Raw genomic sequence first — 23,541 nt, 5'->3', positions numbered from 1 at the left:
AAGATACGACGGCGCGGTTAAATCGCGGCGGAGGTGCGGAGGGCGCGCTACGATTTTCTCCCGCAGATCAGCAGCGCGCTGTTCGCCAGCACGGAGAGGGCGATGTCCATAGCGGCTTCGTCTATGTCGAAGCGTTCGTTGTGGTGGCCGGCGGGAGAGTCCGCTCCTATGCCTATGTAGGCGGCTTTTCCGCCGCCGCGCTGGACGCGCTCCATCAGCCAGCAGGCGTCGTCGCTGCCCGCCATTTTGCCGTATTCGTCTATCCGTGTCACGCCTTCGGAGGCGCGCGCGGCTTCGGCGATCGCCGCGGCAAGTTCCGCGTCGCTTTCGGCGCTGATGGTCTCCCCCTGTTTTGTGACTGTAAGAGATACGCCGTACATCGCGGCGGCTCCTTTAAGCACTTCCATAGACCTGCCATAAACGTATTTCGCGACTTGCGCGTCCTCGCCGCGGGTCTCTATCTTCATCAGAGCGGCGGGCGGCACGACGTTGCGTCCTTCGCCGGCGCGCAGCACCCCGACGTTGACGCGCGTAGCCCCTCCGGAGTGCGGCGCTATCGCGTGAAGGTTCAGCGCAGCGGAGGCCGCGGCGAGCAGCGCGTTTCTGCCGCGCTCCGGCTCGGCGCCGGCGTGCGCGCCTACGCCGGCGAATCCCGCGTCGAACTTCGTCGAGCAGAGGAAGCCTCCCATGCCGCACACGACGGAGCCCGTGGGCCTGCCGAGCCCCAGATGCATCGTCAGGAAATAATCCGCACCGTCGGCAACGCCGCCGCGCGCCATCGCGTAGCCGCCGCGCACTCCTTCTTCGGCGGGCTGGAATATGAGGACTACTTTTCCGCAGAGCCTCTTTCTTTCGTCCATAAGCAGACGCGCGAGCGCGAGTCCGACCGCGGCGTGCCCGTCGTGTCCGCAGGAGTGCATGAGCCCGTCGTTCACCGACGAAAAGCCCTCCCTCGCCGGGAAGTGCCGTTCATCCTTCGCCTCCCGGCACTCGACGCAGTCGATGTCGAAGCGCAGCGCTAAAACCGGTCCTTCGCGCCCCGCGTCGAGCTCCGCGGTGAGGCCGGTGTAATCGCCCATTTCGGCGATCAGCTTTTCGTCGGCGCCCTGGGCCATAGCGCGCGATTTTTCTTTTCCTACGTCGATGTCGCGCCCCATTATGTCCTCGGCGCGCAGAAAGTCCTTTGAAAAGCGCAGGGGCCAGCCGCATTCCGCGAGCTGCTCCGCGATTTTCGCGGTCGTCCTGAACTCCGTCCAGCCGCGTTCGGGATATTTATGGAAATCACGCCGCCACAGGCGCATTTCGTCCTTCAATCCACTCGGGATATTCAACGGTGTCATTTCAGCAGCGCCGCTTCCCACTCCTTTTCCTTAAACCCGACAAGGACGGCGCCGTCCGCTATCAGCAGGGGGCGCTTCACGAGCATCCCGTCAGACGCGAGCAGCTTTATCTGCTCCTCGTCGCCCATCGTCGGCAGCTTGGCGCCGAGCCCGAGTTCGCGGTAGAGCATGCCGCTCGCGTTGAAAAATTTTTTCAGCGGCAGGCCGGAGAGCTCCCGCCACTCCTTCAGCTCCTCCGCCGTCGGATTTTCCGCCTTTATGTCGCGCACTGCGGCGTCTATCTTGTGCAGCGCAAGCCACTCCGCGGCTTTTTTGCACGTCGTTCACTTCGGGTAGCAGAGCATCAGCATTGTACATCTTCCTTTCCTTTTCTGCGGGCTTCATATTAAAAAAGGAGACTTCATTATCATGAGGTCTCCCGCAAAACGCTTTTTGCCGTTATCTATTTCAGAGATTCAAGCTTCGCCGCGGCCTTATCCGTGAAGGGGTCGGAGAAGTATTCGATGTTGCCGGCGTCGCAGAGGCGCGCAAGCTCCGGCGAGAGAGGAATCTCTCCGAGAAAATCTATCCCGTACCTCTTCGCGGTCTCTTCCGCATGTCCTTCGCCGAAGAGCTTTATCTTCTTGCCGCACTCGGGGCACTGCACATAGCTCATGTTCTCGATTATCCCGAGGATGGGGACGTTCATCTCCTTAGCCATGCGCATCGCCTTTTCGACGATCATCGAGACGAGCTCCTGCGGCGAGGTGACGATGACGATTCCGTCGACCGGCAGCGACTGGAAAACCGTCAGCGGCACGTCCCCCGTTCCCGGCGGCATGTCCACGAAGAGGAAATCCTCGTAGCTCCATATCACGTCGCTCCAGAACTGCTTGACGACCGACGCGATGGCCGGGCCGCGCCAGATGACCGGCGTCGATTTATCCTCGACGAGCAGGTTCACCGACATCACGTCTATCCCGCGCTTCGAATGGGCCGGGATTATCCCGGAAGCGTTCGACGTCACGAGCGAATCTATGCCGAACATCCTGGGAATAGACGGCCCCGTCACGTCCGCGTCGAGTATCCCGCACTGACGCCCCTTCCTCTGCATAGCGCAGGCGAGCAGCGCCGTGACGAGCGATTTTCCGACGCCGCCCTTGCCGCTTACGACGCCGACGACCTTGCCTACGTTGCTCAATGGATTGGCGGGAACGCTGAAATCCGGCGCTCCTTCATGGTCGCACTTCTGCTCGCAGCTGCTGCAGTCGTAGGAACAATTTTCCTCTGCCATATCCGCATCTCCTTAAACAGTTTTAAAGGCCGCGCTCCGCGCCGCCCGTTTCCTCACGCATTGAATATTAGAGGCAAACGCCGCAGATGTCAATAATAGTCAGAGAAACTGGAGAGAGAATCCCCAGGGAATATCAGCATAGAGGCGCTGCAGAGCCGCGCCTCTATGTTTAGAGAATTTCCTTTCGCTTTACGCTTCGACGCCTACCATTACGTCCGAGGCCTTGACTATCGCTACGACTTTTCTGCCGGGGGCGAGCGCGAGTTTCTTCGCGCTGGCCAGCGTGATTATCGACGTCATCTCCTCGCCGCCGTCGAGCGTCACTTCGACTTCGCAGTTGACCGCGCCTTCGACTACGGCCTTCACCGTACCGCGAAGCTGGTTGCGCGCCGAGAGTTTCAGCTTGCCACCATCTTCGCCGATCATCACGTTCGTCGCTTTGATCACGGCGTAGGCCATGGCACCCTCTTTGAGCCCGAGGCTTTCGCAGCTCGCCGCGGTGATGATAGACGTGATCACCGTTCCCTTTTCAAGGCGGAGGGACACCTCGTTGTTCACCGCTCCGGCCTTTACCCCCGCTACCACAGCCTTCAGCTGGTTGCGTGCGCTTAAGGTCATTTCAGATTCCTCCTCATTTTTTTGTTCCCTGCACGTTATTGCTGAGATTTTTTATTCTTTCGTATAAATTACAGCCTATTTTATACGCGTCGCGCGCGCCGAGTTCAATATCGCCATCAGCGCGACGCCTACGTCGGCGAAAACGGCCTCCCAGAGGCCTGCGAGCCCGGCCACGCCGAATATCAGGAATACGAGCTTGACTCCGAGCGCCAAGAATACGTTCTCCCAGACTATCGCGCGCGTTTTTTTCGCGATGCGCAGCAGTCCCACAACTTTCGACGGCGAATCGTCGAGTATGACCGCGTCCGCCACTTCGACTGCGACCTGCGAGCCGAAGCCCCCCATCGCTATGCCGGTCTCGGAGGTCACGAGGACCGGGCCGTCGTTTATGCCGTCGCCGACGTAAACGGTCCTCTTCGTGTCGCCGCCGCAGAGCTCTTTGAGAGCTTCGACCTTGTCTCCAGGCAGAAGCTCCGCGCGGTAGCCGTCGAGCCGAAGCTCTTTCGCGACGTCGGCCGCCGTCTCCTCCCTGTCGCCGGTCAGCATGTAGACGCCCTTTATGCCCTGCATGCGCAGTTCGGAGATCGTCTTGGCGGCGTCGGTGCGCAGTTCGTCGGCGACTACCAGGGCGCCGAGGTATTTTCCGTTTTTCATGACGTGTACGACAGTGCCGTGCTCCGCGACTGCGGGCGCAGCGACGCCGAATTCGGAAAGCAGCGCCGCGTTGCCGGCTACTATCGTGTCGCCCTCGTTCTTGAATAGCATGCCCTTGCCGGGAAGCTGGGTTATCGACGCCCCTTCCGGCGCGGAAACGTCCGCCGCGGCGGCCGTTATCGATTTGGCGACCGGATGCGTCGAGCCGTTTTCCGCCAACGCCGCGGCCGAAAGCACCGTGCGCTCTTCGATACCCGCGGCCGGCACGATTTTAACGAGCCTGAATTTTCCGTAGGTCAATGTGCCGGTCTTGTCGAATACCGCGGTGTCGACGCGTCCGACGGCGTCGAAGACGTTCGCGCCCTTCACGAGTATGCCGTTTTTCGACGCCGCGCCGATCCCTCCAAAGTAACCGAGAGGTATCGATATCACGAGGGCGCAGGGGCAGGATATGACGAGCAGGACGAGCCCTCTGTATATCCATTCGCGCCACGCTCCGAAGCCTAAGAGAGGAGGCAGAAGCATTACCGCCGAGGCCATGAAGAATACCGCCGGCGTGTACCACTTCGAGAATCTCGTGATGAAGCGCTCGGTCGGGGACTTGCGCGCGACCGCGTTCTGCACCATTTCAAGCATGCGCGCTATCGTGGAATCTTCAAATGGCCCCGCCGCCTCTACAGTCAGCAGCCCGTCGAGCGACAGTGTGCCGCCGTGGACTTCGCTGCCGCGCCGGACGGCGACCGGCATCGATTCGCCGGTGATCGCGGACATGTCTATCTGCGACGTGCCGCTGACGACGCGGCCGTCTATCGGGACGATCTCGCCCGGCATCACGCGAACGACGTCGCCCTTCACTATTTCCTTCGGGTCTTTTTCAACCGTTCCGTCCTCCGTGACGACCCGCGCGGTCATAGGCTTCTGCGCGAGCAGGGCCCTGATAGAGCGGCGCGAGTTTGACGACGCGCGTTCCTGGAAGGCTTCGCCGAGGCGGTAGAAGAGCATGACGCCGACGGATTCGGACATTTCGCCTATCGCGAGCGCCGCAAGAGTCGCGCCTCCCATCAGCGTGAATTCGTTGAATACGTCGCCGCGCAGCAGCGCTTTCAAAGCTATTTTCAACACCGGCACGCCGGTCAGCAGGTAAAGGACCGCGAATACCGCGTTGAAGAGCCATTCCGGCGCTACATCAGGGAAGAGCGCTTCGCAGATCAGCGTCGGCACGAATACCGCGCCGGCGACTGCGAGGAAGGTCACCTCGCGTCTGAATTCGGACTGAGCTTTTTTTTCGTCCTCTTCGTTTTCGCTGAAAATATCGTCGACCGCGTGGCAGGCCGCGCAGCCGCAGCCGCTTTCGTGCCCGTGGACGTGGTGATGCGCGCCTTGCTCCTGCGCGCAGGCTGCGCAGCCGCAGTTTTCGTAACATTCGTGTTCGCGTTTTTCTTCGTTCTCCATATATGTCTCTCCCATAAAAAGAGCGCGGCGGCTCTATATTTACGCGAAGTCTATAGTATCGCCCGCTTTTACCTTTCCTCCCTTGATCACTCTGGTAAAGATGCCCTTTTTCGGCATTATGCATTCGCCGCTCTGCTTGAATACTTCGCAGTGCGAATGACACTCCTTGCCTATCTGGGAGACTTCCAGCAGCGTCTCTCCGACCTTCAGCCTGTCGCCGATCTTCAGCCTGCCGAGGTCGAAGCCTTCGGTGGTCAGATTTTCGGCGAAGCTTCCCGGGACGAGGTTCGGCAATTTCTCCATCATCGTGCGGACGTCTTCCATCGCGATGAGGCTGACCTGCCTGTGCATGAAGCCGGCGTGGGCGTCGCCTTCGAGCCCGCTCTCCTCTATCAGCACGCCTTCGCGCTGGTCGTGCTTTATCATGCCCTTCTTCGGCGCGCTGCATACGGCGATTATTTTGCCTGACATTGTATCGCCCCCCTTAATCAGCCGCGCGGCTGTCTTCGCTGACGAAGCGCTCTTCCTCGGCGCCGCCGTTCGACATGCTGCTTTCGGGGAAGCTGAGCCCCGCTGGGAGTTTGCCGTCCCGCTTCATATAGTAGTCGGCCGCCGCGGCCTGTATGCCCTCCTGTGCGAGCAGCGAGCAGTGCAGCTTCACGGCCGGCAGCCCGCCGAGTTCGTCGGCGACGTCCTTGTTCGTTATCTTAAGTGCATTTGCAAGCGTCTTGCCCTTCGCCAGTTCGGTTATCATCGAGCTCGTAGCGATCGCCGCAGCGCAGCCGAATGTTTCGAATTTGATGTCCTCTATCACTTCGCTCTGCGGATTGATCTTCAGATATATCTTCATAACGTCGCCGCAGACGGGGTTTCCGACCTCGCCTATCGCGCTCGCGTCTTCGATTCTGCCGGAGTTGCGCGGATTCATGAAATAGTCTACTACCTTCTGATTGTACATTTTTTCGTCCCCCTTCGAAATTTGCTTTTACGCTTTTTACTTTTTATTGTAGAACGGCGACATGGCGCGGAGCTTTTCCACGATCGGCGGGAATTTCTCCAGCACGTAGTCGATATCTTCCTTTGTCGTTTCGTGGCTCATCGTGAGGCGCAGCGAACCGTGTGCGGTCGCGTGGTCAAGCCCCGTTGCGAGCAGGACGTAGCTCGGTTCGAGGCTGCCGGAGGTGCAGGCCGAGCCGCTTGAAGCGTATATGCCGGCCGCGTCGAGGAGCAAAAGCATCCCCTCGCCCTCGATGTACTTGACGACGAAGCTCGTGTGGAAGGGCAGGCGGTCGTCTCCGGCGGCCCCGGTCAGGCGCGTCTCGGGAATCTTCGAGAGCACGCCCTCGATGAAGTAGTCGCGCATTGCGGCGAGCTTTTTGTCCGCTCCGGCGTCGAGGCGCGCCTTCGCTATCTCCGCAGCCTTGCCGAAGCCTACTATCGCGGGGACGTTCTCCGTCCCGGAGCGAAGGCCGAACTCCTGCCCGCCGCCGTGCAGCGTAGGTATCAGCTTTATCCCCCTGCGCACGTAGAGGGCACCTATCCCTTTAGGGCCGTACATCTTATGCGCCGCCATCGTCAGCATGTCGACGGGAAGCTCCTTGACGTCGATTTTTATATGCCCCGCGGCCTGCACCGCGTCGGTGTGGAACATCACGCCGTGCCTGCGGCATACCTCGCCGAGCTTCTTTATCGGCTGGATAGTGCCTATCTCGTTGTTCGCGAACATGATCGTGACGAGCGTCGTGTCGGGGCGTATCGCGGCCTCCAGCGCATCGGGGCTTACCATGCCTCTGCCGTCGACGGGCAGTATCGTGTATTCGAAGCCCATCTTGCCGAGCCATTTGACGGAGCTGAGGGCCGCATGGTGCTCTATCGCGCTCGTGATGATGTGCGCGCCCTTTCCCTTCTCCCTGAGCGCCCAGGCGGCGCCCTTGACCGCGAGGTTGTCCGCCTCGCTTCCGGCTCCGGTGAAAACTACATCGGCCGGCTCCGCGTTTATTAGAGCGGCGGTCTGGGCCCTCGCCGTGTCGACCGCGGCGCGCGCCTCACGCCCGTATTTATGCAGGCTGTTAGGGTTGCCGTACTTTTCCGAGAAGTACGGAGCCATAGCCTCAAGGACCCTCGGGTCCGTCCTCGTCGTCGCCGAATTGTCCAGATAGACTTCGCGTGCTGTCATTTTTATTTCCCCTCATAGTAAATTGATTTGCCGCCTTATCGCCTGCCGCCGCATCGGCAGTCGGGCCGGCAGCAGCTGTTTACAGACTGGTTTACCAGATCCTGGAACGTCGTGCCGTCGTAGACGGCTTCGAGCGCCGCCCTCGCCTTGTCCCAGAGCGGGCGGAAGACGCAGTCGTCGTAGAGCAGGCAGTCCTCGTCCATGCGCGAGCACTCGACGGGGCCGAGCGGCCCCTGTATGAAGCGCATCACCTCGCCGACCGTGATCGCCGACGCGGGCCTCGCGAGGAAATACCCTCCGTCCTTGCCGCGCGCGGAATCGACGATCCCCGCGCCCTTGAGGCTGCCGAGTATGTTTCCGAGGAAGCGCACGGGGATGTTTTGAGCGTCCGCTATCGCCCCCATCTTGAGCGGTGCTTCGTTCTGGCTCAGCGCGAGCTCGTAGATAGCCCTCAGCGCATATTGACATTTTTGTGTGATCGCCATAAATACCACCTTCCCTACTAACTTAGTAGAGATTACAGCGGCCTGATATATTTGTCAATAGCTCCCGGCGATGTTCGCGAGGAATTTAACCGAATGATTTTTTGAAAGGCCCAGCGACGAAGGCGAAGGAAGGCGCGCGCTTTCGGCGGATTTGCGGCGCCCTTCCGAAGCCGGGAAAGTTCGGCGCCTTTTCGGCCGAAAATATTTTGTCATAAAAACAAGCGAAACGCGAAAAGGAGAAATTTCCCTTTTCGCGTTTTGTAAAATATTAGCGTGCCGCGAAAAGCGGCGCGGACGCGGCGCTATTCGGCCGCGAAGTCCCTGCGCTCCCTGATGCGCGCGGCTTTTCCGCTGAGATCACGGAGATAGTAGAGCTTCGCACGGCGGACACGGCCCTTGCGCACGACTTCGATCCTGTCGATCGTCGGGCAGTGGACCGGGAAGATTCTCTCGACGCCTATGCCGTTGGATATCTTGCGGACGATGAAGTTCTCGCGCAGCCCGCCGTGCTGGCGGCCGATCACTACACCCTCGAATATCTGGATGCGCTCGCGGTTTCCCTCTTTGACCTTGACGTGGACCTTGACCGTATCCCCGGAGCGGAATTCAGGAATCGAATCCGCGTCTTTATGGAATTTCTTCTCAACCAGAGCCATTCTTGGATCTTGCATGAGGTTTCCCTCCCTCTTTTTGCTGTATTTTTATTTTTTTACCGCGAAGGACCGACGCCCTTCCCATTTCGCTACCTCCAGCCGAAGAACCTGTCAAGCGTTATGCTTACGGCGCTCCGCACCGAGAGGTGGTTCCAGCCGTCTCTGCCGCCCGTTATCGGCGTCATGACGGCATCTGCCATATCCATTACTTCGCCGTGCAGCCCCCAGCCCGTCCCGAAGAAGAAGAGTGGGCTCTCGTCGTCCTTCAGTATCCGCCTTTTCAGCGTGAGCCAGTGCTGCGCCCCTCCGACGCGCCTTGCGGTCGTCGCTATTTTGAAGGGCTCTTTCTTCTCCCTTTCGCGCACCCATTCGAGCGCTTTCTGCACCGACGCGAATATCTTGAGAGTCGAAAAGGCCTCTTTGCGGTCGGGGTTGTACTCCGCGCCCCAGCCGGCCGTCCAGTGCCACGCGATTCGCTTCGCCATCTCGCGCTGCTGCGCGATAGGCGTTACGAGCAGATATTTTTTTATCCCGTAGGCGCGGCACGCGCGCGCTATGTCGTGCAGGTCCATGCCCGTTATCGCCGTGGAGGCTTTCTCGCCGTCTCTGCCGAGCACCGGATAGTGTACTTCCACTACGTAGGCGCCGCCCGAAAGCCAGGGAATGATTCCGGCTCTCGCAGCCACGTCGGGACGCCTTTCGAGAGTCCTTTCGACGGAGCGCCGCCTGCGCCACCTCTCGATAGCCTTCGCGTCGCCCCCGGTGAGGACCTCCGGCACTTTTTCGCCGCGCCACTCCGCGGGGCGCGTGTAGTGGGGCGTGTCGAGCATTCCGCCGTAGAAAGAATCCTCCGTCACCGACGAAGCGCTCCCGACCACTCCGGGGATAAGCCGCGAAACTGCGTCGATTATCGCCATAGCCGGCATTTCGCCGCCGGTCAGCACAAAGTCGCCGAGAGAGATCTCCGCGTCAACGTACTTCTGCGTGAAGCGCTCGTCGATTCCCTCGTAATGCCCGCAGACTATCGTCAGATGTTCTTTGCGCGAGAGGTCTTCGACAAGCTCCTGATGGAGATGCGTCCCCTGGGGGCTCGGATATACGACGTAGGGCTTTCCCCAGCCCGACGCCGACTCGAGCGCTTCGGCGAGCGGCTCCGCCATAAGCATCATTCCGCCCGCGCCGTAGCAGTAGTCGTCTATCTGGCGGTAGGCGCCGTGAGAAAAATCTCTGACGTCGATAATCCGCACCTCCAGCTTTCCGGAGGAGACGGCGCGCCCGAGGACGCTCGACGCCGCGTAGCTGCGCATAAGCTCCGGGAATGCCGTTATCACGGATATCTTCATATCACTCCCACAGGCCTTCGGGGATATTTACTGTCATGCTTCCATTTGCTGCTTCGACGCTTTTTATCACCTCGTCCACGGCGGGCAGCGCCTTCAGCGCGCCCTCCGGCGTCTTCACTATGTAGACGTCGTTCGCGCCGGTGAAAAGGACTTCCGTTATCTCGCCGAGCTTGGCGCCGACCTCGTCGAACACTTCGAGCCCAATGATCTCGTCGAGCCAGTATTCGCCCTCTTCAAGTTCTACCCTTTCATCCTCCGCGACCGTCACGGACGCGCCCCTGAGGGCCTCCGCCGCGTCGCGGTCCGTTATTCCTTCAAGGCTGACGAAGAATGTCTTCTTGCCCTCGTAAGGTTTGATACTGCGCACTTTATAGCTGCGCATCGGCTTTCCCGGCAGCGTCAGGTCGAGAGTCTCCATGCCCTCGAAGCGCGCGGGGAAGTCCGTCTGCGGCAGCAGCGTCAGATCGCCTCCGATGCCGTGAACGCCGACGATTTTGCCTATCTCGTATCTCCTTTCACTCGGGCCGTCACTCTTCTTCTTTGACATCCACATCCACCTTTTCGCCGGATTTGATCGAAGCGGCCTTCGCTACGTGGCGGATCGCGTTTATCGTCGAGCCTTTCTTGCCAATCACGCGGCCTATGTCCTCCTGCGCGACCTTTACCGAGATAAGTATCGCGCCGGCTTCCGAACGCTCTTCGCTCACAAAGACCTCTTCGGGCTTCGTGACGAGGCGGCGGACAATCAGCTCTACGAGTTCGACATAATTTGCCATCATTCAGACCTTCCTTATTCCGCCGCCGGCGCGTCAATGATTCCCGCCTTTTTAAGCAGCGCTTTGGCCGTGTCGGACGGGGATGCCCCGTTTGCCAGCCATTTGGCCGCACGCTCGGCGTCTATTTTGATCTCTGCGGGCTCCACGAGCGGGTTGTAGGTGCCCAGTATCTCGATGAAGCGGCCGTCCCTCGGCGAACGTGAATCCGCCACCACGAGACGGTAGAATGGAGCCTTCTTCTTCCCGTGACGGGAAAGACGAATACGAACTGACATTTGTGCTTACACCTCCTGTGCCTGTCTTTGGTGAGACCTTTATTGAAAACGGAATTTTTTCCGAATCAATCTTAATTTCTTAACCGAAAAACCCGCGGCGCCCCTTCATAAAGGCGCCCATCCCGCGCGGCATCTTGAAGCCGCCCCTGCCGCCGGCCATCTTGCCGAAGGTCTTCATCATGCCCTTCATCTGCTCGTACTGCGCGAGCAGCTGATTGACCATCTGCACCGACGTGCCTGAGCCCTCCGCGATGCGCCTGCGGCGCCCGCCCTTTATTATTTCTGGGTTGCGGCGCTCCTTAGGCGTCATCGAAAGTATTATCGCTTCGGTCTGCTTCATGCGCTTGGGGTCTATCTCGGCGTCTTTGAGCGCCTTGCTCGCGCCCGGTATCGGCAGCATCTCCACGACCTTTTCGAGAGGCCCCAGCTTCTGTATCTGGCGCAGCTGCACCAGCATGTCTTCGAGCGTGAAGCGGTTCGTCTTCAGGCTCTGCGTCATGCGCTCTATATCGGCTTCGCTGGTCGCGGATTGGACCTTTTCTATGAGCCCCTCCATATCGCCCATGCCGATGATCCTCTGGGCCATGCGACGCGCGTCGAAGAGCTCCAGGTCCTCCGTCTTCTCGCCGCAGCCCGCGAGCTTTATCGGGACGCCCGCCGCGGCGCGCACCGCAAGCGCGGGGCCTCCGCGGGCGTCGCCGTCCAGCTTCGTCAGCACGACGCCGGTCAGCCCGAGGCGCTTGTTGAAGGCGTCGGCTACGTTGACGGCTTCCTGACCCGTCATCGAATCGACCACGAGAAGTATCTCCGTCGGCTCGGACGCCGACTTCATCTCCTCGAGCTCGCACATCAGCTCGTCGTCGAGCTGAAGACGTCCGGCGGTGTCGAGGATTATCAGGTCGCAGAGGCGCGACTCGGCGAAGGCGCGCGATTTCTTGGCGACCGCCACCGCGTCCCTCTCGCCCGGTTCGGGGCCGAAGAAGGGAACTCCCGCCTTTTCCGCGAGCACGCGCAGCTGGTCGACCGCCGCCGGCCTGCGCAGGTCGCAGGCCACGACGAGGGGCTTGTGCCCCTTCAGCATGCGGCGCGCTATCTTCACCGAGGTCGTCGTCTTGCCGGAGCCCTGAAGGCCGACCATCATGTAAACGGTCGGCGGCTTCGGCGAAACCGCAAGAGGCACCGGCGCGTCGCCCATGATCCTCACGAGCTCTTCGTAAACGATCGTAAAAATGAGCTGCGAAGGCGTCACCGATTCTACGACCTGCCGCCCCGTCGCGCGCGTCCTGATCGCCTCCACCACGTCCTTGACGACTTTGAAGTTCACGTCGGCCTCGAGCAGCGCGCGGCGGACTTCGCGCAGCGCTATGTTTATATCCTCTTCGGTGAGCTTGCCCTTGCCTCTCAGGTTTGCAAAAATATTTTCGAAGCGTTCTTTTAATGAGTCAAACATCGCGGCACCTATGCTCCAAGTAATTTTTTAAACGTCGTATACAAGTCCCCGGGGAGGCGGCTTTTGTTTTCTTCAAGGAGCTCGCCTATGTGTTCGAGCTTTTGAGTCAGAACGATGACACCGAACGCCTTATCGGCCCCCTCCATACACTCGCGCGCGCGGCTTATAAGGTCGTGAACGCCCTGCCGCGAAACGCCGAGGGCTTCCGCGGCCTCGGCGAGGGAAAGATCCTGAAGCAGAACCATGTTGCACGCCGCGCGCTGCCTTTTAGTCAGCAGCGATCCGTAATTATCGAAAAGAAGCCCGTCTCTGACACGCTGCTCCAAAGAATTTTTTTCCGTCACAGCGATTCCCTCCCCCGCATCGACCGTGAAATTATACAAAATGACGAAACGCCTGTCAAGAAAAATATCTTTACAGATGTTGATATGTGAAGGCTATCATCGACAGCCCAGCCCGGGGACCGTCGTCCAGAACATCGAACGGACGTGCGAGTAGAGGTCTGTGCCGGCGACCGCGGGAGCAAAGTTAGTCGTATCGGATTGTGGAAACTGTTTGTCGCCGAAAAATGCGCCGGAAAGAATCGCGCCTGCGCTCATGGGGGCGGGAATGCCGAGCCCCTCACCGACTCCCATAAGCGCCACGCCCATCGTGCCTATCGTCGTCCACGAGCTGCCGAGGGAAATGGACATGAGCGAGCATATAATTATCGAACAAAGCAGGAACCATTTAGGCGAGAGCATCTTCGCCCCCCGGCAGATAAAATATGGCACCGCGTCGAACGTGCAGCTGCTACCAGAGAATTTACAAAGAAGAATATTCTAGTATTTACCATTGAAGGTAATTCAGTTGCTGATTAAATTGTCCGTGCAGGCTTGAAGCCGGGGACACAGCGTTTTATGATGGCTGACAGGGATGGGCTTTATCTTGAGGTCGCGCCAGGCTGGCAGAAATATTGGCGGTATGTCTCACAAGCCGGAGAGAGCGGAAGAAAATTTCTATCGGCAAGCGCCCTGATGTCTCACTCAAGAAGGCGCGCGAGTTCGGAGAAAAGCTGAAAGCATTCCAGTAAACTGAACGGCACCTAATATAAGAGAAAGGCCGCCTGCTTGGACGGCCCTTTTCTCTTTAATTAATATTAACTAAATATGTTGCTATAGGAATATAGATGTAACAAAAATAATCACTATCACAACCGGAGCAATATATTTAACGCTGATTTTCATCCATAATTTTACAAAGTGGTTTTTCACATTAATGGCTTCTACAAAATTATCTACCCCCCATATCCAACCGGTGAAAATTGCAATAGCCAGGGCGCCTAAGATAATCAGATAGTTGCTCGTAATGATGTCGCAAATGTTGAAAAAATCGCCAGCCGGCAGAGCGAAGTACCCGATTATTGTCATTATGGCAATGAGAAACGGCAGCGTCTTTTTGCGATTCATATGAAATTGTTCCATGATCATACCGATAACAGCCTCTGCGACTCCAGTTGATGAAGTTAAGGCAGCGATGTAAAAACCCAGGAAGAATAACGTTCCCATTAGACGTCCTAATGGCATCGTGTCAAAAATAAGTGGAACTGTCATAAACACCAGAGCAACTCCAGATTGAGCTTTCAAGCCGCTGGCGAATAGGGCCGGAAAGATCATCAACCCCGCCATGACGCCGGCGGTGACCAATGAAATACAGATGACGGCAGAAGTTTTGCCAATATTTTCATCCGGGTTTTTGAGGTAACTGCCGAATACCATGTTGGCCAAGATAGCAAGCCCTATTGCATAGAAGGCCTGCCCCAACGCATTTTTGAGCGAGGAGATATTAAAAAGGGAATAATCGGGCTTAAATAAATATTTTACGCCCTCGAAAGCTCCTTCCATTCTTAATCCTGCGATAATCAGGACGACCATAATCACCCCTAATACTGGAAGCAGCGCTTTTGTAAGCAATTCTACCCCCTTCTTTACACCGCCTCTCAAAACCAGCATGTTTATCGCTATATTGAGCATCATTAGGGAAATGATCAAAGGTTTGTCAGCGGAAAATTGCTCGAAAAACGAGCTTAAGCCGTTTGCGTTTAACCCAGCGAATGTCCCGGCTACCGTGTTATAAAGATAGCCAAGTATCCAGGCATATATAGGAAGTGTGTAAGATATAATCATCAGCGCAGCGGCAAAGTGGAGGTAACCTGCAATCGACCATATTTTCCGGTCTGGACTTAATTCTCTGTACGCTAAAACGGCCGTTTTCTGTGATTTGAAGCCTATAGCGGTTTCCGCCGCAAGCAACGGGACTCCTATGGCTGCGATAATGGCAACGTAGGCGATCAGGTAAATGGCACCGCCGTTGGCGCCAAGAGAGTATGGGAACCTCCATATAGTGCCGATGCCCAAAGCGCAACCGATAGCCGTCATTAAAAATCCATAGACTCCGCTAAAAGCGTTGCCGGCTGATTTTAAATTACTGGACATAAAAAACACCTTCCTTTTCACAGTATATTTACAGAGTCAATGCAGAAGTTGAAAACAATAGACAGAGCTTGCCCTGGGAAACTGCTATTTTGCCCGGCCCTTAGATTAAAGAATAGATTTTAGTAAATGCCGCGTTGCCGTTAGAGCTAATATCTTAATTAATAGACTCTATTAGGCGCTTAAATACTGACAGACTGCGTTCTATCATTTCCGGCGCGACGCAGGTGCTTATACGGAAGAACTCGGGGCATCCGAAGTCTCCCCCAGGGACTATCAAAAGATTTTCGCCCTTTGCAAGTTCTGAAAAAGCGGCCGCGTCGCCGTCGGGAGCCTTCACGAACATATAAAATGCGCCGGTAGGCTTTACGCACTGATATCCATATGATGTCAGAGCCTCATACAACATAACGCGATTACGGTCATATGCTTCAAGATCAGGGCAGGCTCCTGCTTGTACGGCTTCCGCCGCTACAAGCTGCAGAAGCGAGGGCGCGCATACATGACCTATGGTTCGCGCAGCGCCTGCAACGGCGGTAAAAAGTTTTTGGCTTTCCGCCGCGCAATCTGGGACGCAAATATATCCGATGCGTTCTCCGGGAAGGGAGAGTGATTTTGAGAATGAATAACATACTACGGTATCAGGATAGACAGAGGGGATGAACGGGACCTTGACGCCGTCATATGCCAATTCACGATAAGGTTCATCCGCAATAATATATATGAAATGTCCGTATTCCCTGCTCTTTCTTTTGAGAATAGCCCCAAGCCTTCTCAGCGTTTCTTCCGTATATACGACGCCAGAAGGATTATTGGGAGAGTTTACGATCACCGCCTGTGTATGCGGTGTTAACTGAGCCTCCAGGGCGCTGAATGATATCTGAAATGCATCTGTGTCAGCTGGAACTATTGTGAAACGCATTCCATTGCTCTCGACAAAGGGACGGTATTCGGGGAAATAGGGAGCGATCGCCAGTATCTCGGCCCCGTCAACGGCAAGTGCGCGAATCAATGCGACGAGCGCAGGGGCAGCTCCGCAAGTGAAGAAAATGTTCTGTGCCCTGATACATGCGTTGTACCTACTGTTCAGGCCTTCAGCGATTGCCTCCCTTGCGTCCATGCGGCCTGCCGCTTGAGTGTAACCGTGAATCTCCAGGCTGTCTCGTTCTGTAAGTAATCGGACAAAAGCATCCTTGACCTTTTGCGGCGCCGGAATTGATGGGTTGCCAATTGAAAAATCGTAGACGTTTTCTGCCCCTACGACTGCGGACTGACGCATTCCATATTCAAAAAGTTCGCGTATGCAGGACTTTTTGGCGCCAAGTGCATACATTGCTTCCGAAAGCATAACCTTACCTCCTTGTATTACTATCGTTTATTTGATTTTCGCCAGATTTTCTGCTTTTCTGCCGCTGAAATTAATTCTTCGCGAAAATCTGGATGCGCGATTGCAATCAGAAGTTCGGCGCGTTCCCATGTGCTCCGTCCCGTCAAGTTGACGGCGCCGTACTCAGTTACCAGATAATAGGCCTGACTTCGTGGATCTGTAACTATATCCCCGCGAAAATGAGGCAATATACGCGACTTGCGCACACCGTTTTTGTCCTTAAAAGAAGATGTCATACAGACAAAGGCCTTACCGCCTGCGGACATGGCCGCGCCTGTCAGATAATCCAGTTGACCGCCAGTGCCGCTGATGTGACGCAGCTCGGCGCTTTCAGCGCAGACCTGTCCGTATAGATCCATCGAGATGCAGCTGTTGATGGATATCATATTATCCAACCGTCCTATCGTCTCAGGGGCGTTGATATATTCCAGCGGTGCTGCAACAATTCCGGGATTTTGATCCACCCATTCATAGAGCTTCTGTGAGCCGATAATGATGCCGGTCATTCCTTTATGCCTGTGAATTGTTTTTTGTGCGTTTGTCAGCTTGCCCGCTTTAAACAACTCGTAATAAGCGTCGCCGCACAACTCTGTATGCATGCCCAAGTCTTTGAGATCGGATTCTGCCAGCAGTGTGCCGACAACGTTCGGCATAGCTCCTATTCCCAACTGCAGCGTCGCTCCAGAAGGTATATAGGGCACTATTATCTCGGCAATTTTTATATCCTCCTCCGTAGCCTGCGCTACCGGGAACTGCCGCAGCGGTTGGTGGGTCCCTTCCACAATATAGTCGACGTCCGATATATGGATGACTTCATCAAAACCGCCGTAAACACGCGGCAGATTTTCATTAACTTCTAAAATCACAACGTCGGCCTTTTCAAGTATCCCGCGCCCTACACCGGTTGCGGTTGAGAGATTGAAGTAACCGTGCTTATCCATCGGCGTTACGCACATCATCGCCACGTTTACGGTCAGAAAGTGTCGGTAATATGGCACGACGTTGCGAAAAACCATAGGTATGTAGTTGCAGAGCCCTTTGTCGCACAGTTTTCTCTCATAAGCAGAACAGTGCCAGCTGTTATAGATAAAATGTTCTCTTTCCGGATCGCACTCGACTACATGGATCGGGCCGAAAATCAGATTCCCGCGTATTTTGACATCTCTTAATCCGTCCTTGCGCCTGGCTAAAGCCTCGTCAAGCAGCGCGGGATAGCTTAAGGTGGCCGTATAGTCGACCCAGTCGCCGCTCTTAACCGCCTGTACGGCTTCATCCGGCGTACGGAGCTTGGAACGATACTGTTCATATATATTCATGACCCTTGCCTTATCTTACCTTACAGCATTACGTCCGGCATGGAAGGCCGCCAAGTTCAGTTCGAGGAACTTGGGCGGAACAGTCTCATGAATAATTTCCTCCCAGTTAATGTCTTCCAGCGCAAGTGTTTTCGTCATCGCACCGAAGAGCACTATATTCATACATTTTGCGTTGCCAAGTCCGATAGCGATATCGGCCGCGTTCAACACATGGCACTTGAAATTTTTCTTCATTGCTTCAAGGCAGCCTTCCGGATATTGACAAAGTCCGGCCGCTATGGTAGATGAAGCAAGCTCATAGTCGTTAATGACCGCAATACCTTCTGGTTTTAGGTAATTCGCGTAGCGGACTGCTTCCATTTTCTCGAAGGCTACCATCAAGTCTGATTCGCCACCGCCAATTAACGGGGAATATACCTTTTCTCCCCAGCGTACCTGTGTGGAAACGCTTCCTCCGCGCTGACTCATCCCGTGGACTTCGGACATTTTCACGTCGTACCCTTTTTTCATTAAACCGTTGACGAATACCTTTGCTGTCAAAATGGCTCCCTGCCCGCCGACGCCGACTAAAATCGCGCTCTTAGTATTCATTACTTCCCCTCCTTTCTGGAAATCGCACCTACCGGACAGACCTGCGCGCAGACAGTGCAGCCTACGCACTGTGTCGGGTCGATAGCGCACTTTTTATTTTTTATGGTGACTGCCGGGCACGCTACCGACAGGCACTTTTTACATCCTATGCACTTGGCTGCGTCCACCACGCACAATCCTATGTCATGCTTAGTTCGTTTTGTGAGCAGGCATGGACGGCGTGTGATAATCGCGCCCGGCACTTCGGAGGCGAGCGCGTCGTCGACCGCTTTCTGCATGGCTGCCAGATCTTGCGGGTCTACAATAAAAATGTCCTTATACCCGCATGATTTTAATATCTCTTCTATTTTGATCGAGGCTGCGATTTCGCCTTGGAGCGTATAGCCGGTGCCTGGATTGTCCTGATGCCCTGTCATGCCTGTGATGTGGTTGTCGAGAACGACGGGGATCACCTGCCCCCTGTTGTAAATGATTTCAACGGCTCCTGTCAGGCCGCTGTGAAAAAACGTCGAGTCTCCGACTACGCCGAAGACTTTCTTTTCCGTCTGGCCAGTTGCCTCGAACGCCTTCGCCATGCCCATACCGACGGTAAAGCCGCCGCCCATGCAAATAGTAGTGTCCATCGCATTTAGCGGAGCCGCCGCTCCGAGTGTATAACAGCCTATGTCACCCGTGACTATGAAATTCTTTCCCTTTGCCATGGTATAGAAGAATCCGCGGTGCGGGCAGCCCGGGCAAAGTGCGGGCGGGCGGGAGACGGCCTCAACGTCTAAGGGCTTTGTCTCAGGTTTGACGCCGAACAGCATTTCACGAAGGCGCTGAGGATTCAGTTCGTACATATTGCTGACCAGTTCTTTGCCAATGCAGTCGATTCCCGCCGCTTTGATCTGTTCCTCCATGAAGGGTTCCAACTCTTCTATGACATAGAGTTTCTTTACTTTAGAGGCGAAATCTCTGATAAGGTCCATAGGCATAGGATAGGTGAGTCCCAATTTCAAGAAAGAAGTATCCTCTGGAAAAACTTCCTTTGCATATTGATAGGCGATCGACGCCGTTATGACGCCGTTTTCCCGTCCCCTAAGCTCCATTTGGTTGAGCGGGCAGACATTGCTGTACTCCTGAAGCATATTCAGGTTTGTTTCTACCTTTGGATGATTCAGATATGCATTGGCGGGCGTACAAACATTTTTACGAACGTTACGTTTGTAAACGAACGCTTCTGCCTGCTGACGTTTTGAGAAACTAACGAGGCTTTTTGAATGAGAGATCCTTGTCGTTGTACGAAAAAGAACCGGCATATCAAACCTTTCCGATATCTTATACGCTTCTTTTAAGAAATCTATGCATTCCTGAGAATCCGACGGCTCTACGAGCGCTACCTTCGCCGCCTTTGCGTAATAACGGTTATCCTGCTCATTTTGTGAGGAGTGCATACTCGGATCATCGGCCGTCACTATTACGAATCCGCGGTTGACGCCATTGTATGCCGCTGTAAAAAGTGGATCGGCGGCTACGTTTACCCCAACGTGTTTCATGGCACAGAGGCTGCGGGCGCCAGCGATAGCCGCGCCGTATGCTACCTCCACGGCCACTTTTTCGTTCGGCGCCCATTCGCAGTATAGCTCGCCTTGATATTGTGGAAGATTTTCAAAAATTTCTGTGCTCGGCGTACCGGGATAAGAAGAACATACTTTTACGCCAGCCTCATAAGCCCCTCGTGCAATAGCCTCATTGCCTGTTAATAGATACTTCGGCTTCATATAATGGCCACCTTCCTGTTGATTAGATAGGATATTATATATTTTAGAAAGAAATCCAGAAGTTGTGAAATACATATTAATAATATGGCGTATAATAGAAATTTATAACTAAAATATTTGCATATGTGAGAATATTCGTTTAGAATTGTTAGCGTGTTGGACTTTATAACTATTACAAGGGAGGGTAGACCGTGGATATCAGGCAGCTGACATATGTACTTAGCGTTGCTGAAAGCGGTAGTTTTCTGAAAGCGTCTGAAAATTTGCACGTCTCGCAACCTGCGTTGACTCTGAGCATAAAGAAGTTAGAAACAGAGCTTGGCTTTTCTCTGTTTCGCAGGACGCCGCACGGGGTCTACCTTACTGAAATGGGCGTAATTTTTTGTCAACAAATTCAGCCTGTAAAAATTACCTGGGATGTGTTGATGCAACAGTTGCGCGGTGATTGCGATCGGTCGAGAAGGCATCTGCGCATAGGAGTAGGCGCTCGCGTGTTCTCTAGCGGTGTTTTTGAGGATTTGGTCCGTTTTCTTGATATACACACGGATATTAATGCGACTTTTATTACAGAAGCTGGACGAGATTTCTTTCCTGATTTGGCTAACGGACATATAGATATTATATTGGACAGGCTGCCTTTACAGGGAGGGATTTCCTTTGCAAAAAAACTTGCTGTCTATGATTTAATCTGTGAGAGGCAGTGTGTACTGATGTCCATTGTCGATCCAAGGCACAAATGGAAATGCATCACTTTTAATGACATCCAGGAAGATGCTCTTATAACGTCGTTAGAGCATTCAATGGAGGACAGGATTATAAAGGATATATGCGTCGCGCATAAAATAGTTCCGAAACGGATATATCGAAGCGATAATATCTACACTATCATGGATTTTGTGAAAAAGGGCAAAGGGGTTACGGTAGGGCCTGAATCGTTTGGTGAATACTATGGAGTGGCGGCGATCCCGCTGGAACCTGAGGAGATGACGTACATGAAGTTCATCTATTTGAAACGAAACGATTGCGACCAAGACATATCATTACTTCGTAAATATTTAAATCAGAGGTGTAATAGACGTAAATAACGCTTATTGATATGTAAAGGGAAGTATCGGAGTCTGATCTGTTGAAATATTTTATACGTTTTATTATGTTGCACGTAGACGTCGCTATTTTCATGCAAGAGCAGCACCTTCGAGAGCAGAGCGTCGACGCGCTCCGTGCGAAAACGCGAAAAGCCATAGCCGACGAGGGCTGTTGCTATGGGGCGTTCAACCTGCACCGTACCTCGCCGCACGCTGTAATGGAGCCCAGCGTTGATGTAGAGCCGCGCACGGCTCACAGCCTCTTTTAGACAACAGCTCGCCGCGAGGGGCTTTAGTTTGGGCTGGATGATGATAACACCGCCGCCCAAGTCGCTTCCCGCTACGCCTATAGCTATCCTCCGTACATGCTGTGCCTCACAGTTGTGCCCCATCACAAAAAGGGACTCCCGGCTTAGCCGGGAGTCCCTTTTGCTTATAGCTATGCGTAGAATCTCCTCTGCCGTAAGATTAGGAAGGTCCGTCAACCGTCTTAAACAACGTACAGAGGAGATCCTGTATGGACAGTGAGACATTAGCACACACCAAATGGAATTGCAAAATATCATGTAGTCTTCGCACCTAAATTCAGAAGACAAATCGTCTATGGAAAAATGAAATAGGCAAAATTCTAAGAAGTCTCTGCGAAAGGAAAGAAATAGAAATCATCGAAGCTGAACTTTGCCCTGACCATATCCATATGTTGATCGCCATACCGCCTAAATACAGCGTTTCTCAAATTATGGGATATCTGAAAGGAAAAAGCTCCTTTATGATATTCGATAAGTTTGTACAGATGAAATACAAGTATGGCAATAGACATTTTTGGTGCCGCGGTTATTATGTTGATACCGTGGGTCGCAATCAGAAGAAGATAGCGGAGTATAGTAAGAAGGCAGCTTCAGGAAGACTATCAGTCAGATCAGTTATCACTGTTTGAACCAACGGACCCGTTTGCGGGTATGCTGGTGAACGCAGGTAGTAAGAAACCCAGGAAGCCCCTTTAGGGGTTGCCCGGGAAATAGGTGCGGTTGACGGACTTCAAGCTCGTTAAGAGCTGCCGGCAATAGGCCATTGTAGGACCTGGACATACCACCGGCTCAGCCGGTGGTATGATCTTTCTTGACGTTATGTTTTTGCCCGCTATGAGAAAGAAAGGACAAGACGAATCGCTTCCGCAATAATCTGCGGGGTTCTCACATATAAATCTTCTTTTAAAACACGCTCCGTCATCTTATGGAAATCCTTTCCCCACGGACCGATATTGATGCACGGCATAGAAATCTGCTCTATAGCATCTACCGGCAAATCATATAGCCGTCCCCAAAATAGCATGTTTTCTTTCAGAGTCGCCTCAACTTCTTGCTTATTAAACGTACTGCTGTAGCTTAAATCAGATATACCTGTATAAAAATGTTCCGTCGTGTACCGCTGTCCAAATTCATTTAATGTAAAGGCATTTAATTTATCAGGCAGACTTTTAATGTTGTCAGACAGAACAGAAAAATAGCCGTTTGATACATGGGGAACATAAGGCGGGATAAGCCCGTACACGACGCATGGTGATGTGTCTTTTACATTGTCAAACAGCCAGTTTACCAGTGCTTGATTAGCGGCAATAAGAGATATTTTTCCGAGAGTATAACAAATTCTGTGTAAACTCCATAGAGAAGAAAGCAAGCCTCCTGGATTGGTGTTAAGATAAATTCAATCCAGGAGGATATTTTTATGGCAAGACAGAGAAAACTGACACCGGAAAGAAAAGCGCTTATTCAGAGTCTCCTTTCCCACTACAAACCGGAAGACGCCCAGGACGTACAGGCTATGCTGAGGGATCTTCTCGGAGATACGATCCAGCAGATGCTGGAAGCCGAGATGGATGACCATCTCGGTTACAGCAAATATGACTACAAGAACAAGCATACAGATGACAGCCGCAACGGCTACAGCCCTAAAACAGTCACCTCTTCGGCCGGAGATATCCCGATCGACGTCCCCAGAGACCGCAAGGGTGACTTCGAACCGCAGTCAGTCAAAAAGAACCAGACCGATATCTCAAATATAGAGGATCAGGTCCTGTCCATGTATGCAAAAGGCATGACGACCCGGGATATCTCGGCTCACCTGCAGTCTATCTACGGTGTGGATGCCTCTGCTGAAATGATTTCGCGAATGACGGATCGAATTCTGCCGATTGCCAAAGAATGGCAGAACCGGCCGCTGGCCAAAAAGTATGCAGTCGTCTTTATGGACGCCGTGCATTTCAATGTGAGGCAGGACGGCCGAACCGTCAAGAAAGCCGTTTATGTTGCTATTGGGACAAGACTGCACGGGCATCGTGAAGTCCTTGGCCTGTGGGTCGGCGGAAATGAGAGCGCCAAGTACTGGGTCGGTGTCCTTAACGAGATCCGTAATCGCGGCACCGAAGATATTTTCATT

Annotated in this window: 25 protein-coding genes and 2 pseudogenes; 4 read left to right on the top strand and 23 right to left on the bottom strand. The window is 54.3% G+C overall.

The features are described from left to right. Positions 1 to 47: 47 nt before the first annotated feature. The 22 genes and pseudogenes from EH55_RS03680 to iorA form a co-directional block, all read right to left on the bottom strand. Positions 48 to 1,340 (bottom strand): amidohydrolase, encoded by a 1,293-nt coding sequence (locus tag EH55_RS03680; RefSeq protein WP_037974889.1) that lies wholly within the window; start codon positions 1,338 to 1,340, stop codon positions 48 to 50. Beyond that, positions 1,337 to 1,651 (bottom strand): annotated as a pseudogene (locus tag EH55_RS03675) (ArsC/Spx/MgsR family protein); the annotation flags it as partial. The pseudogene EH55_RS03675 and the gene EH55_RS03680, both read right to left, overlap by 4 nt. 131 nt (positions 1,652 to 1,782) lie before the next feature. Next, the gene (locus tag EH55_RS03670; RefSeq protein WP_037974887.1) at positions 1,783 to 2,613 is read right to left on the bottom strand and encodes an Mrp/NBP35 family ATP-binding protein; all 831 of its coding nucleotides are present in this window, start codon (positions 2,611 to 2,613) and stop codon (positions 1,783 to 1,785) included. 189 nt (positions 2,614 to 2,802) lie between these two features. Then, a complete protein-coding gene (locus EH55_RS14685; RefSeq protein ID WP_037974885.1) occupies positions 2,803 to 3,231 on the bottom strand; it encodes a TOBE domain-containing protein in 429 nt (142 codons plus the stop codon). Between the two features lie 75 nt (positions 3,232 to 3,306). Next, positions 3,307 to 5,337: a heavy metal translocating P-type ATPase gene (locus EH55_RS03660; RefSeq protein ID WP_037974883.1), complete on the bottom strand. Its 2,031-nt coding sequence runs from the start codon at positions 5,335 to 5,337 to the stop codon at positions 3,307 to 3,309. 39 nt (positions 5,338 to 5,376) lie between these two features. Continuing rightward, positions 5,377 to 5,808, bottom strand: a complete 432-nt coding sequence (locus tag EH55_RS03655; protein ID WP_037974881.1) for an MOSC domain-containing protein — start codon at positions 5,806 to 5,808, stop codon at positions 5,377 to 5,379. Between the two features lie 13 nt (positions 5,809 to 5,821). After that, positions 5,822 to 6,295, bottom strand: a complete 474-nt coding sequence (locus EH55_RS03650; RefSeq protein ID WP_037974879.1) for an iron-sulfur cluster assembly scaffold protein NifU — start codon at positions 6,293 to 6,295, stop codon at positions 5,822 to 5,824. 36 nt (positions 6,296 to 6,331) lie between these two features. Continuing rightward, on the bottom strand, positions 6,332 to 7,513 hold the full coding sequence (gene nifS, locus EH55_RS03645; RefSeq protein WP_037974877.1) for a cysteine desulfurase NifS: 1,182 nt from the start codon (positions 7,511 to 7,513) through the stop codon (positions 6,332 to 6,334). Between the two features lie 35 nt (positions 7,514 to 7,548). Beyond that, entirely contained in the window at positions 7,549 to 7,998 is a 450-nt protein-coding gene (locus EH55_RS03640; protein WP_037974875.1) for an RrF2 family transcriptional regulator, read from the bottom strand. 302 nt (positions 7,999 to 8,300) lie between these two features. Continuing rightward, positions 8,301 to 8,669, bottom strand: coding sequence for a 50S ribosomal protein L19 (gene rplS, locus EH55_RS03635; RefSeq protein WP_037974873.1), 369 nt, complete (start codon positions 8,667 to 8,669; stop codon positions 8,301 to 8,303). Between the two features lie 71 nt (positions 8,670 to 8,740). Further along, on the bottom strand, positions 8,741 to 9,994 hold the full coding sequence (trmD, locus tag EH55_RS03630; protein WP_037974871.1) for a tRNA (guanosine(37)-N1)-methyltransferase TrmD: 1,254 nt from the start codon (positions 9,992 to 9,994) through the stop codon (positions 8,741 to 8,743). A gap of 1 nt (position 9,995) precedes the next feature. Continuing rightward, a complete protein-coding gene (gene rimM / locus EH55_RS03625; RefSeq protein WP_051682618.1) occupies positions 9,996 to 10,541 on the bottom strand; it encodes a ribosome maturation factor RimM in 546 nt (181 codons plus the stop codon). Beyond that, positions 10,522 to 10,773, bottom strand: a complete 252-nt coding sequence (locus EH55_RS03620; protein WP_407831802.1) for a KH domain-containing protein — start codon at positions 10,771 to 10,773, stop codon at positions 10,522 to 10,524. The genes rimM and EH55_RS03620 overlap by 20 nt, the downstream gene beginning before the upstream one ends. 11 nt (positions 10,774 to 10,784) lie before the next feature. Beyond that, complete coding sequence (rpsP, locus tag EH55_RS03615) at positions 10,785 to 11,045, bottom strand: 30S ribosomal protein S16 (protein ID WP_037974868.1); 261 nt, start codon at positions 11,043 to 11,045, stop codon at positions 10,785 to 10,787. A gap of 79 nt (positions 11,046 to 11,124) precedes the next feature. Next, positions 11,125 to 12,495: a signal recognition particle protein gene (gene ffh, locus EH55_RS03610; protein ID WP_037974866.1), complete on the bottom strand. Its 1,371-nt coding sequence runs from the start codon at positions 12,493 to 12,495 to the stop codon at positions 11,125 to 11,127. A gap of 8 nt (positions 12,496 to 12,503) precedes the next feature. Then, positions 12,504 to 12,839 (bottom strand): sigma factor-like helix-turn-helix DNA-binding protein, encoded by a 336-nt coding sequence (locus tag EH55_RS03605; RefSeq protein WP_051682617.1) that lies wholly within the window; start codon positions 12,837 to 12,839, stop codon positions 12,504 to 12,506. A gap of 96 nt (positions 12,840 to 12,935) precedes the next feature. Continuing rightward, the gene (locus EH55_RS03600; protein ID WP_037974864.1) at positions 12,936 to 13,238 is read right to left on the bottom strand and encodes a Na+/H+ antiporter NhaC family protein; all 303 of its coding nucleotides are present in this window, start codon (positions 13,236 to 13,238) and stop codon (positions 12,936 to 12,938) included. A gap of 411 nt (positions 13,239 to 13,649) precedes the next feature. Next, positions 13,650 to 14,969 carry a sodium-dependent transporter gene (locus EH55_RS03595; RefSeq protein WP_037974862.1) on the bottom strand — a complete coding sequence of 440 codons (1,320 nt, stop codon included), beginning with the start codon at positions 14,967 to 14,969 and terminating at the stop codon, positions 13,650 to 13,652. Between the two features lie 154 nt (positions 14,970 to 15,123). Then, positions 15,124 to 16,314: a pyridoxal phosphate-dependent aminotransferase gene (locus tag EH55_RS03590; RefSeq protein ID WP_037974860.1), complete on the bottom strand. Its 1,191-nt coding sequence runs from the start codon at positions 16,312 to 16,314 to the stop codon at positions 15,124 to 15,126. Positions 16,315 to 16,334: 20 nt separating this feature from the next. After that, complete coding sequence (locus tag EH55_RS03585) at positions 16,335 to 17,669, bottom strand: acetyl-CoA hydrolase/transferase family protein (protein WP_037974856.1); 1,335 nt, start codon at positions 17,667 to 17,669, stop codon at positions 16,335 to 16,337. A 15-nt stretch (positions 17,670 to 17,684) separates the two neighbouring features. After that, entirely contained in the window at positions 17,685 to 18,260 is a 576-nt protein-coding gene (locus tag EH55_RS03580) for an indolepyruvate oxidoreductase subunit beta (protein ID WP_037974855.1), read from the bottom strand. Beyond that, entirely contained in the window at positions 18,260 to 20,020 is a 1,761-nt protein-coding gene (gene iorA, locus EH55_RS03575; protein WP_037974853.1) for an indolepyruvate ferredoxin oxidoreductase subunit alpha, read from the bottom strand. The genes EH55_RS03580 and iorA overlap by 1 nt, the downstream gene beginning before the upstream one ends. A 191-nt stretch (positions 20,021 to 20,211) precedes the next feature. Here iorA and EH55_RS13340 point away from each other — a divergent pair, with 191 nt between their 5' ends. From EH55_RS13340 to tnpA, 3 genes and pseudogenes are all read left to right on the top strand, one after another. Continuing rightward, on the top strand, positions 20,212 to 21,105 hold the full coding sequence (locus tag EH55_RS13340) for a LysR family transcriptional regulator (RefSeq protein WP_051682616.1): 894 nt from the start codon (positions 20,212 to 20,214) through the stop codon (positions 21,103 to 21,105). A 41-nt stretch (positions 21,106 to 21,146) separates the two neighbouring features. Further along, on the top strand, positions 21,147 to 21,374 hold the full coding sequence (locus EH55_RS14115) for a hypothetical protein (protein ID WP_051682615.1): 228 nt from the start codon (positions 21,147 to 21,149) through the stop codon (positions 21,372 to 21,374). A gap of 248 nt (positions 21,375 to 21,622) precedes the next feature. After that, positions 21,623 to 22,109, top strand: a pseudogene (tnpA, locus tag EH55_RS13780) (IS200/IS605 family transposase). Positions 22,110 to 22,245: 136 nt separating this feature from the next. On the opposite strand, the gene EH55_RS03555 reads toward tnpA, so the two are convergent. Beyond that, a complete protein-coding gene (locus EH55_RS03555) occupies positions 22,246 to 22,782 on the bottom strand; it encodes a zinc-binding metallopeptidase family protein (protein ID WP_037974847.1) in 537 nt (178 codons plus the stop codon). A gap of 48 nt (positions 22,783 to 22,830) precedes the next feature. Here EH55_RS03555 and EH55_RS03550 point away from each other — a divergent pair. Continuing rightward, the coding region (locus tag EH55_RS03550) for an IS256 family transposase (protein ID WP_037974845.1) at positions 22,831 to 23,541 on the top strand (711 nt) is incomplete at its 3' end.

This window comes from Synergistes jonesii (genome assembly GCF_000712295.1).
Lineage (GTDB): Bacteria > Synergistota > Synergistia > Synergistales > Synergistaceae > Synergistes > Synergistes jonesii.
Note: the sequence above shows the minus strand (reverse complement) of the source record. Positions and strands in the feature narration are given on the sequence as shown.

Coding starts and splice junctions, on each gene's coding strand:
- EH55_RS03670 (WP_037974887.1), bottom strand. CDS start 2,613: ATGGCAGAGGAAAATTGTTCCTACGACTGCAGCAGCTGCGAGCAGAAG.
- EH55_RS03640 (WP_037974875.1), bottom strand. CDS start 7,998: ATGGCGATCACACAAAAATGTCAATATGCGCTGAGGGCTATCTACGAG.
- EH55_RS03585 (WP_037974856.1), bottom strand. CDS start 17,669: ATGAATATATATGAACAGTATCGTTCCAAGCTCCGTACGCCGGATGAA.
- EH55_RS03680 (WP_037974889.1), bottom strand. CDS start 1,340: ATGACACCGTTGAATATCCCGAGTGGATTGAAGGACGAAATGCGCCTG.
- EH55_RS03650 (WP_037974879.1), bottom strand. CDS start 6,295: ATGTACAATCAGAAGGTAGTAGACTATTTCATGAATCCGCGCAACTCC.
- EH55_RS03655 (WP_037974881.1), bottom strand. CDS start 5,808: ATGTCAGGCAAAATAATCGCCGTATGCAGCGCGCCGAAGAAGGGCATG.
- EH55_RS03620 (WP_407831802.1), bottom strand. CDS start 10,773: ATGATGGCAAATTATGTCGAACTCGTAGAGCTGATTGTCCGCCGCCTC.
- EH55_RS03595 (WP_037974862.1), bottom strand. CDS start 14,969: ATGTCCAGTAATTTAAAATCAGCCGGCAACGCTTTTAGCGGAGTCTAT.
- EH55_RS03600 (WP_037974864.1), bottom strand. CDS start 13,238: ATGCTCTCGCCTAAATGGTTCCTGCTTTGTTCGATAATTATATGCTCG.
- ffh (WP_037974866.1), bottom strand. CDS start 12,495: ATGTTTGACTCATTAAAAGAACGCTTCGAAAATATTTTTGCAAACCTG.
- iorA (WP_037974853.1), bottom strand. CDS start 20,020: ATGAAGCCGAAGTATCTATTAACAGGCAATGAGGCTATTGCACGAGGG.
- EH55_RS14685 (WP_037974885.1), bottom strand. CDS start 3,231: ATGACCTTAAGCGCACGCAACCAGCTGAAGGCTGTGGTAGCGGGGGTA.
- EH55_RS03590 (WP_037974860.1), bottom strand. CDS start 16,314: ATGCTTTCGGAAGCAATGTATGCACTTGGCGCCAAAAAGTCCTGCATA.
- rimM (WP_051682618.1), bottom strand. CDS start 10,541: ATGTCAAAGAAGAAGAGTGACGGCCCGAGTGAAAGGAGATACGAGATA.
- EH55_RS03660 (WP_037974883.1), bottom strand. CDS start 5,337: ATGGAGAACGAAGAAAAACGCGAACACGAATGTTACGAAAACTGCGGC.
- rpsP (WP_037974868.1), bottom strand. CDS start 11,045: ATGTCAGTTCGTATTCGTCTTTCCCGTCACGGGAAGAAGAAGGCTCCA.
- nifS (WP_037974877.1), bottom strand. CDS start 7,513: ATGACAGCACGCGAAGTCTATCTGGACAATTCGGCGACGACGAGGACG.
- EH55_RS03580 (WP_037974855.1), bottom strand. CDS start 18,260: ATGAATACTAAGAGCGCGATTTTAGTCGGCGTCGGCGGGCAGGGAGCC.
- rplS (WP_037974873.1), bottom strand. CDS start 8,669: ATGCAAGATCCAAGAATGGCTCTGGTTGAGAAGAAATTCCATAAAGAC.
- trmD (WP_037974871.1), bottom strand. CDS start 9,994: ATGAAGATATCCGTGATAACGGCATTCCCGGAGCTTATGCGCAGCTAC.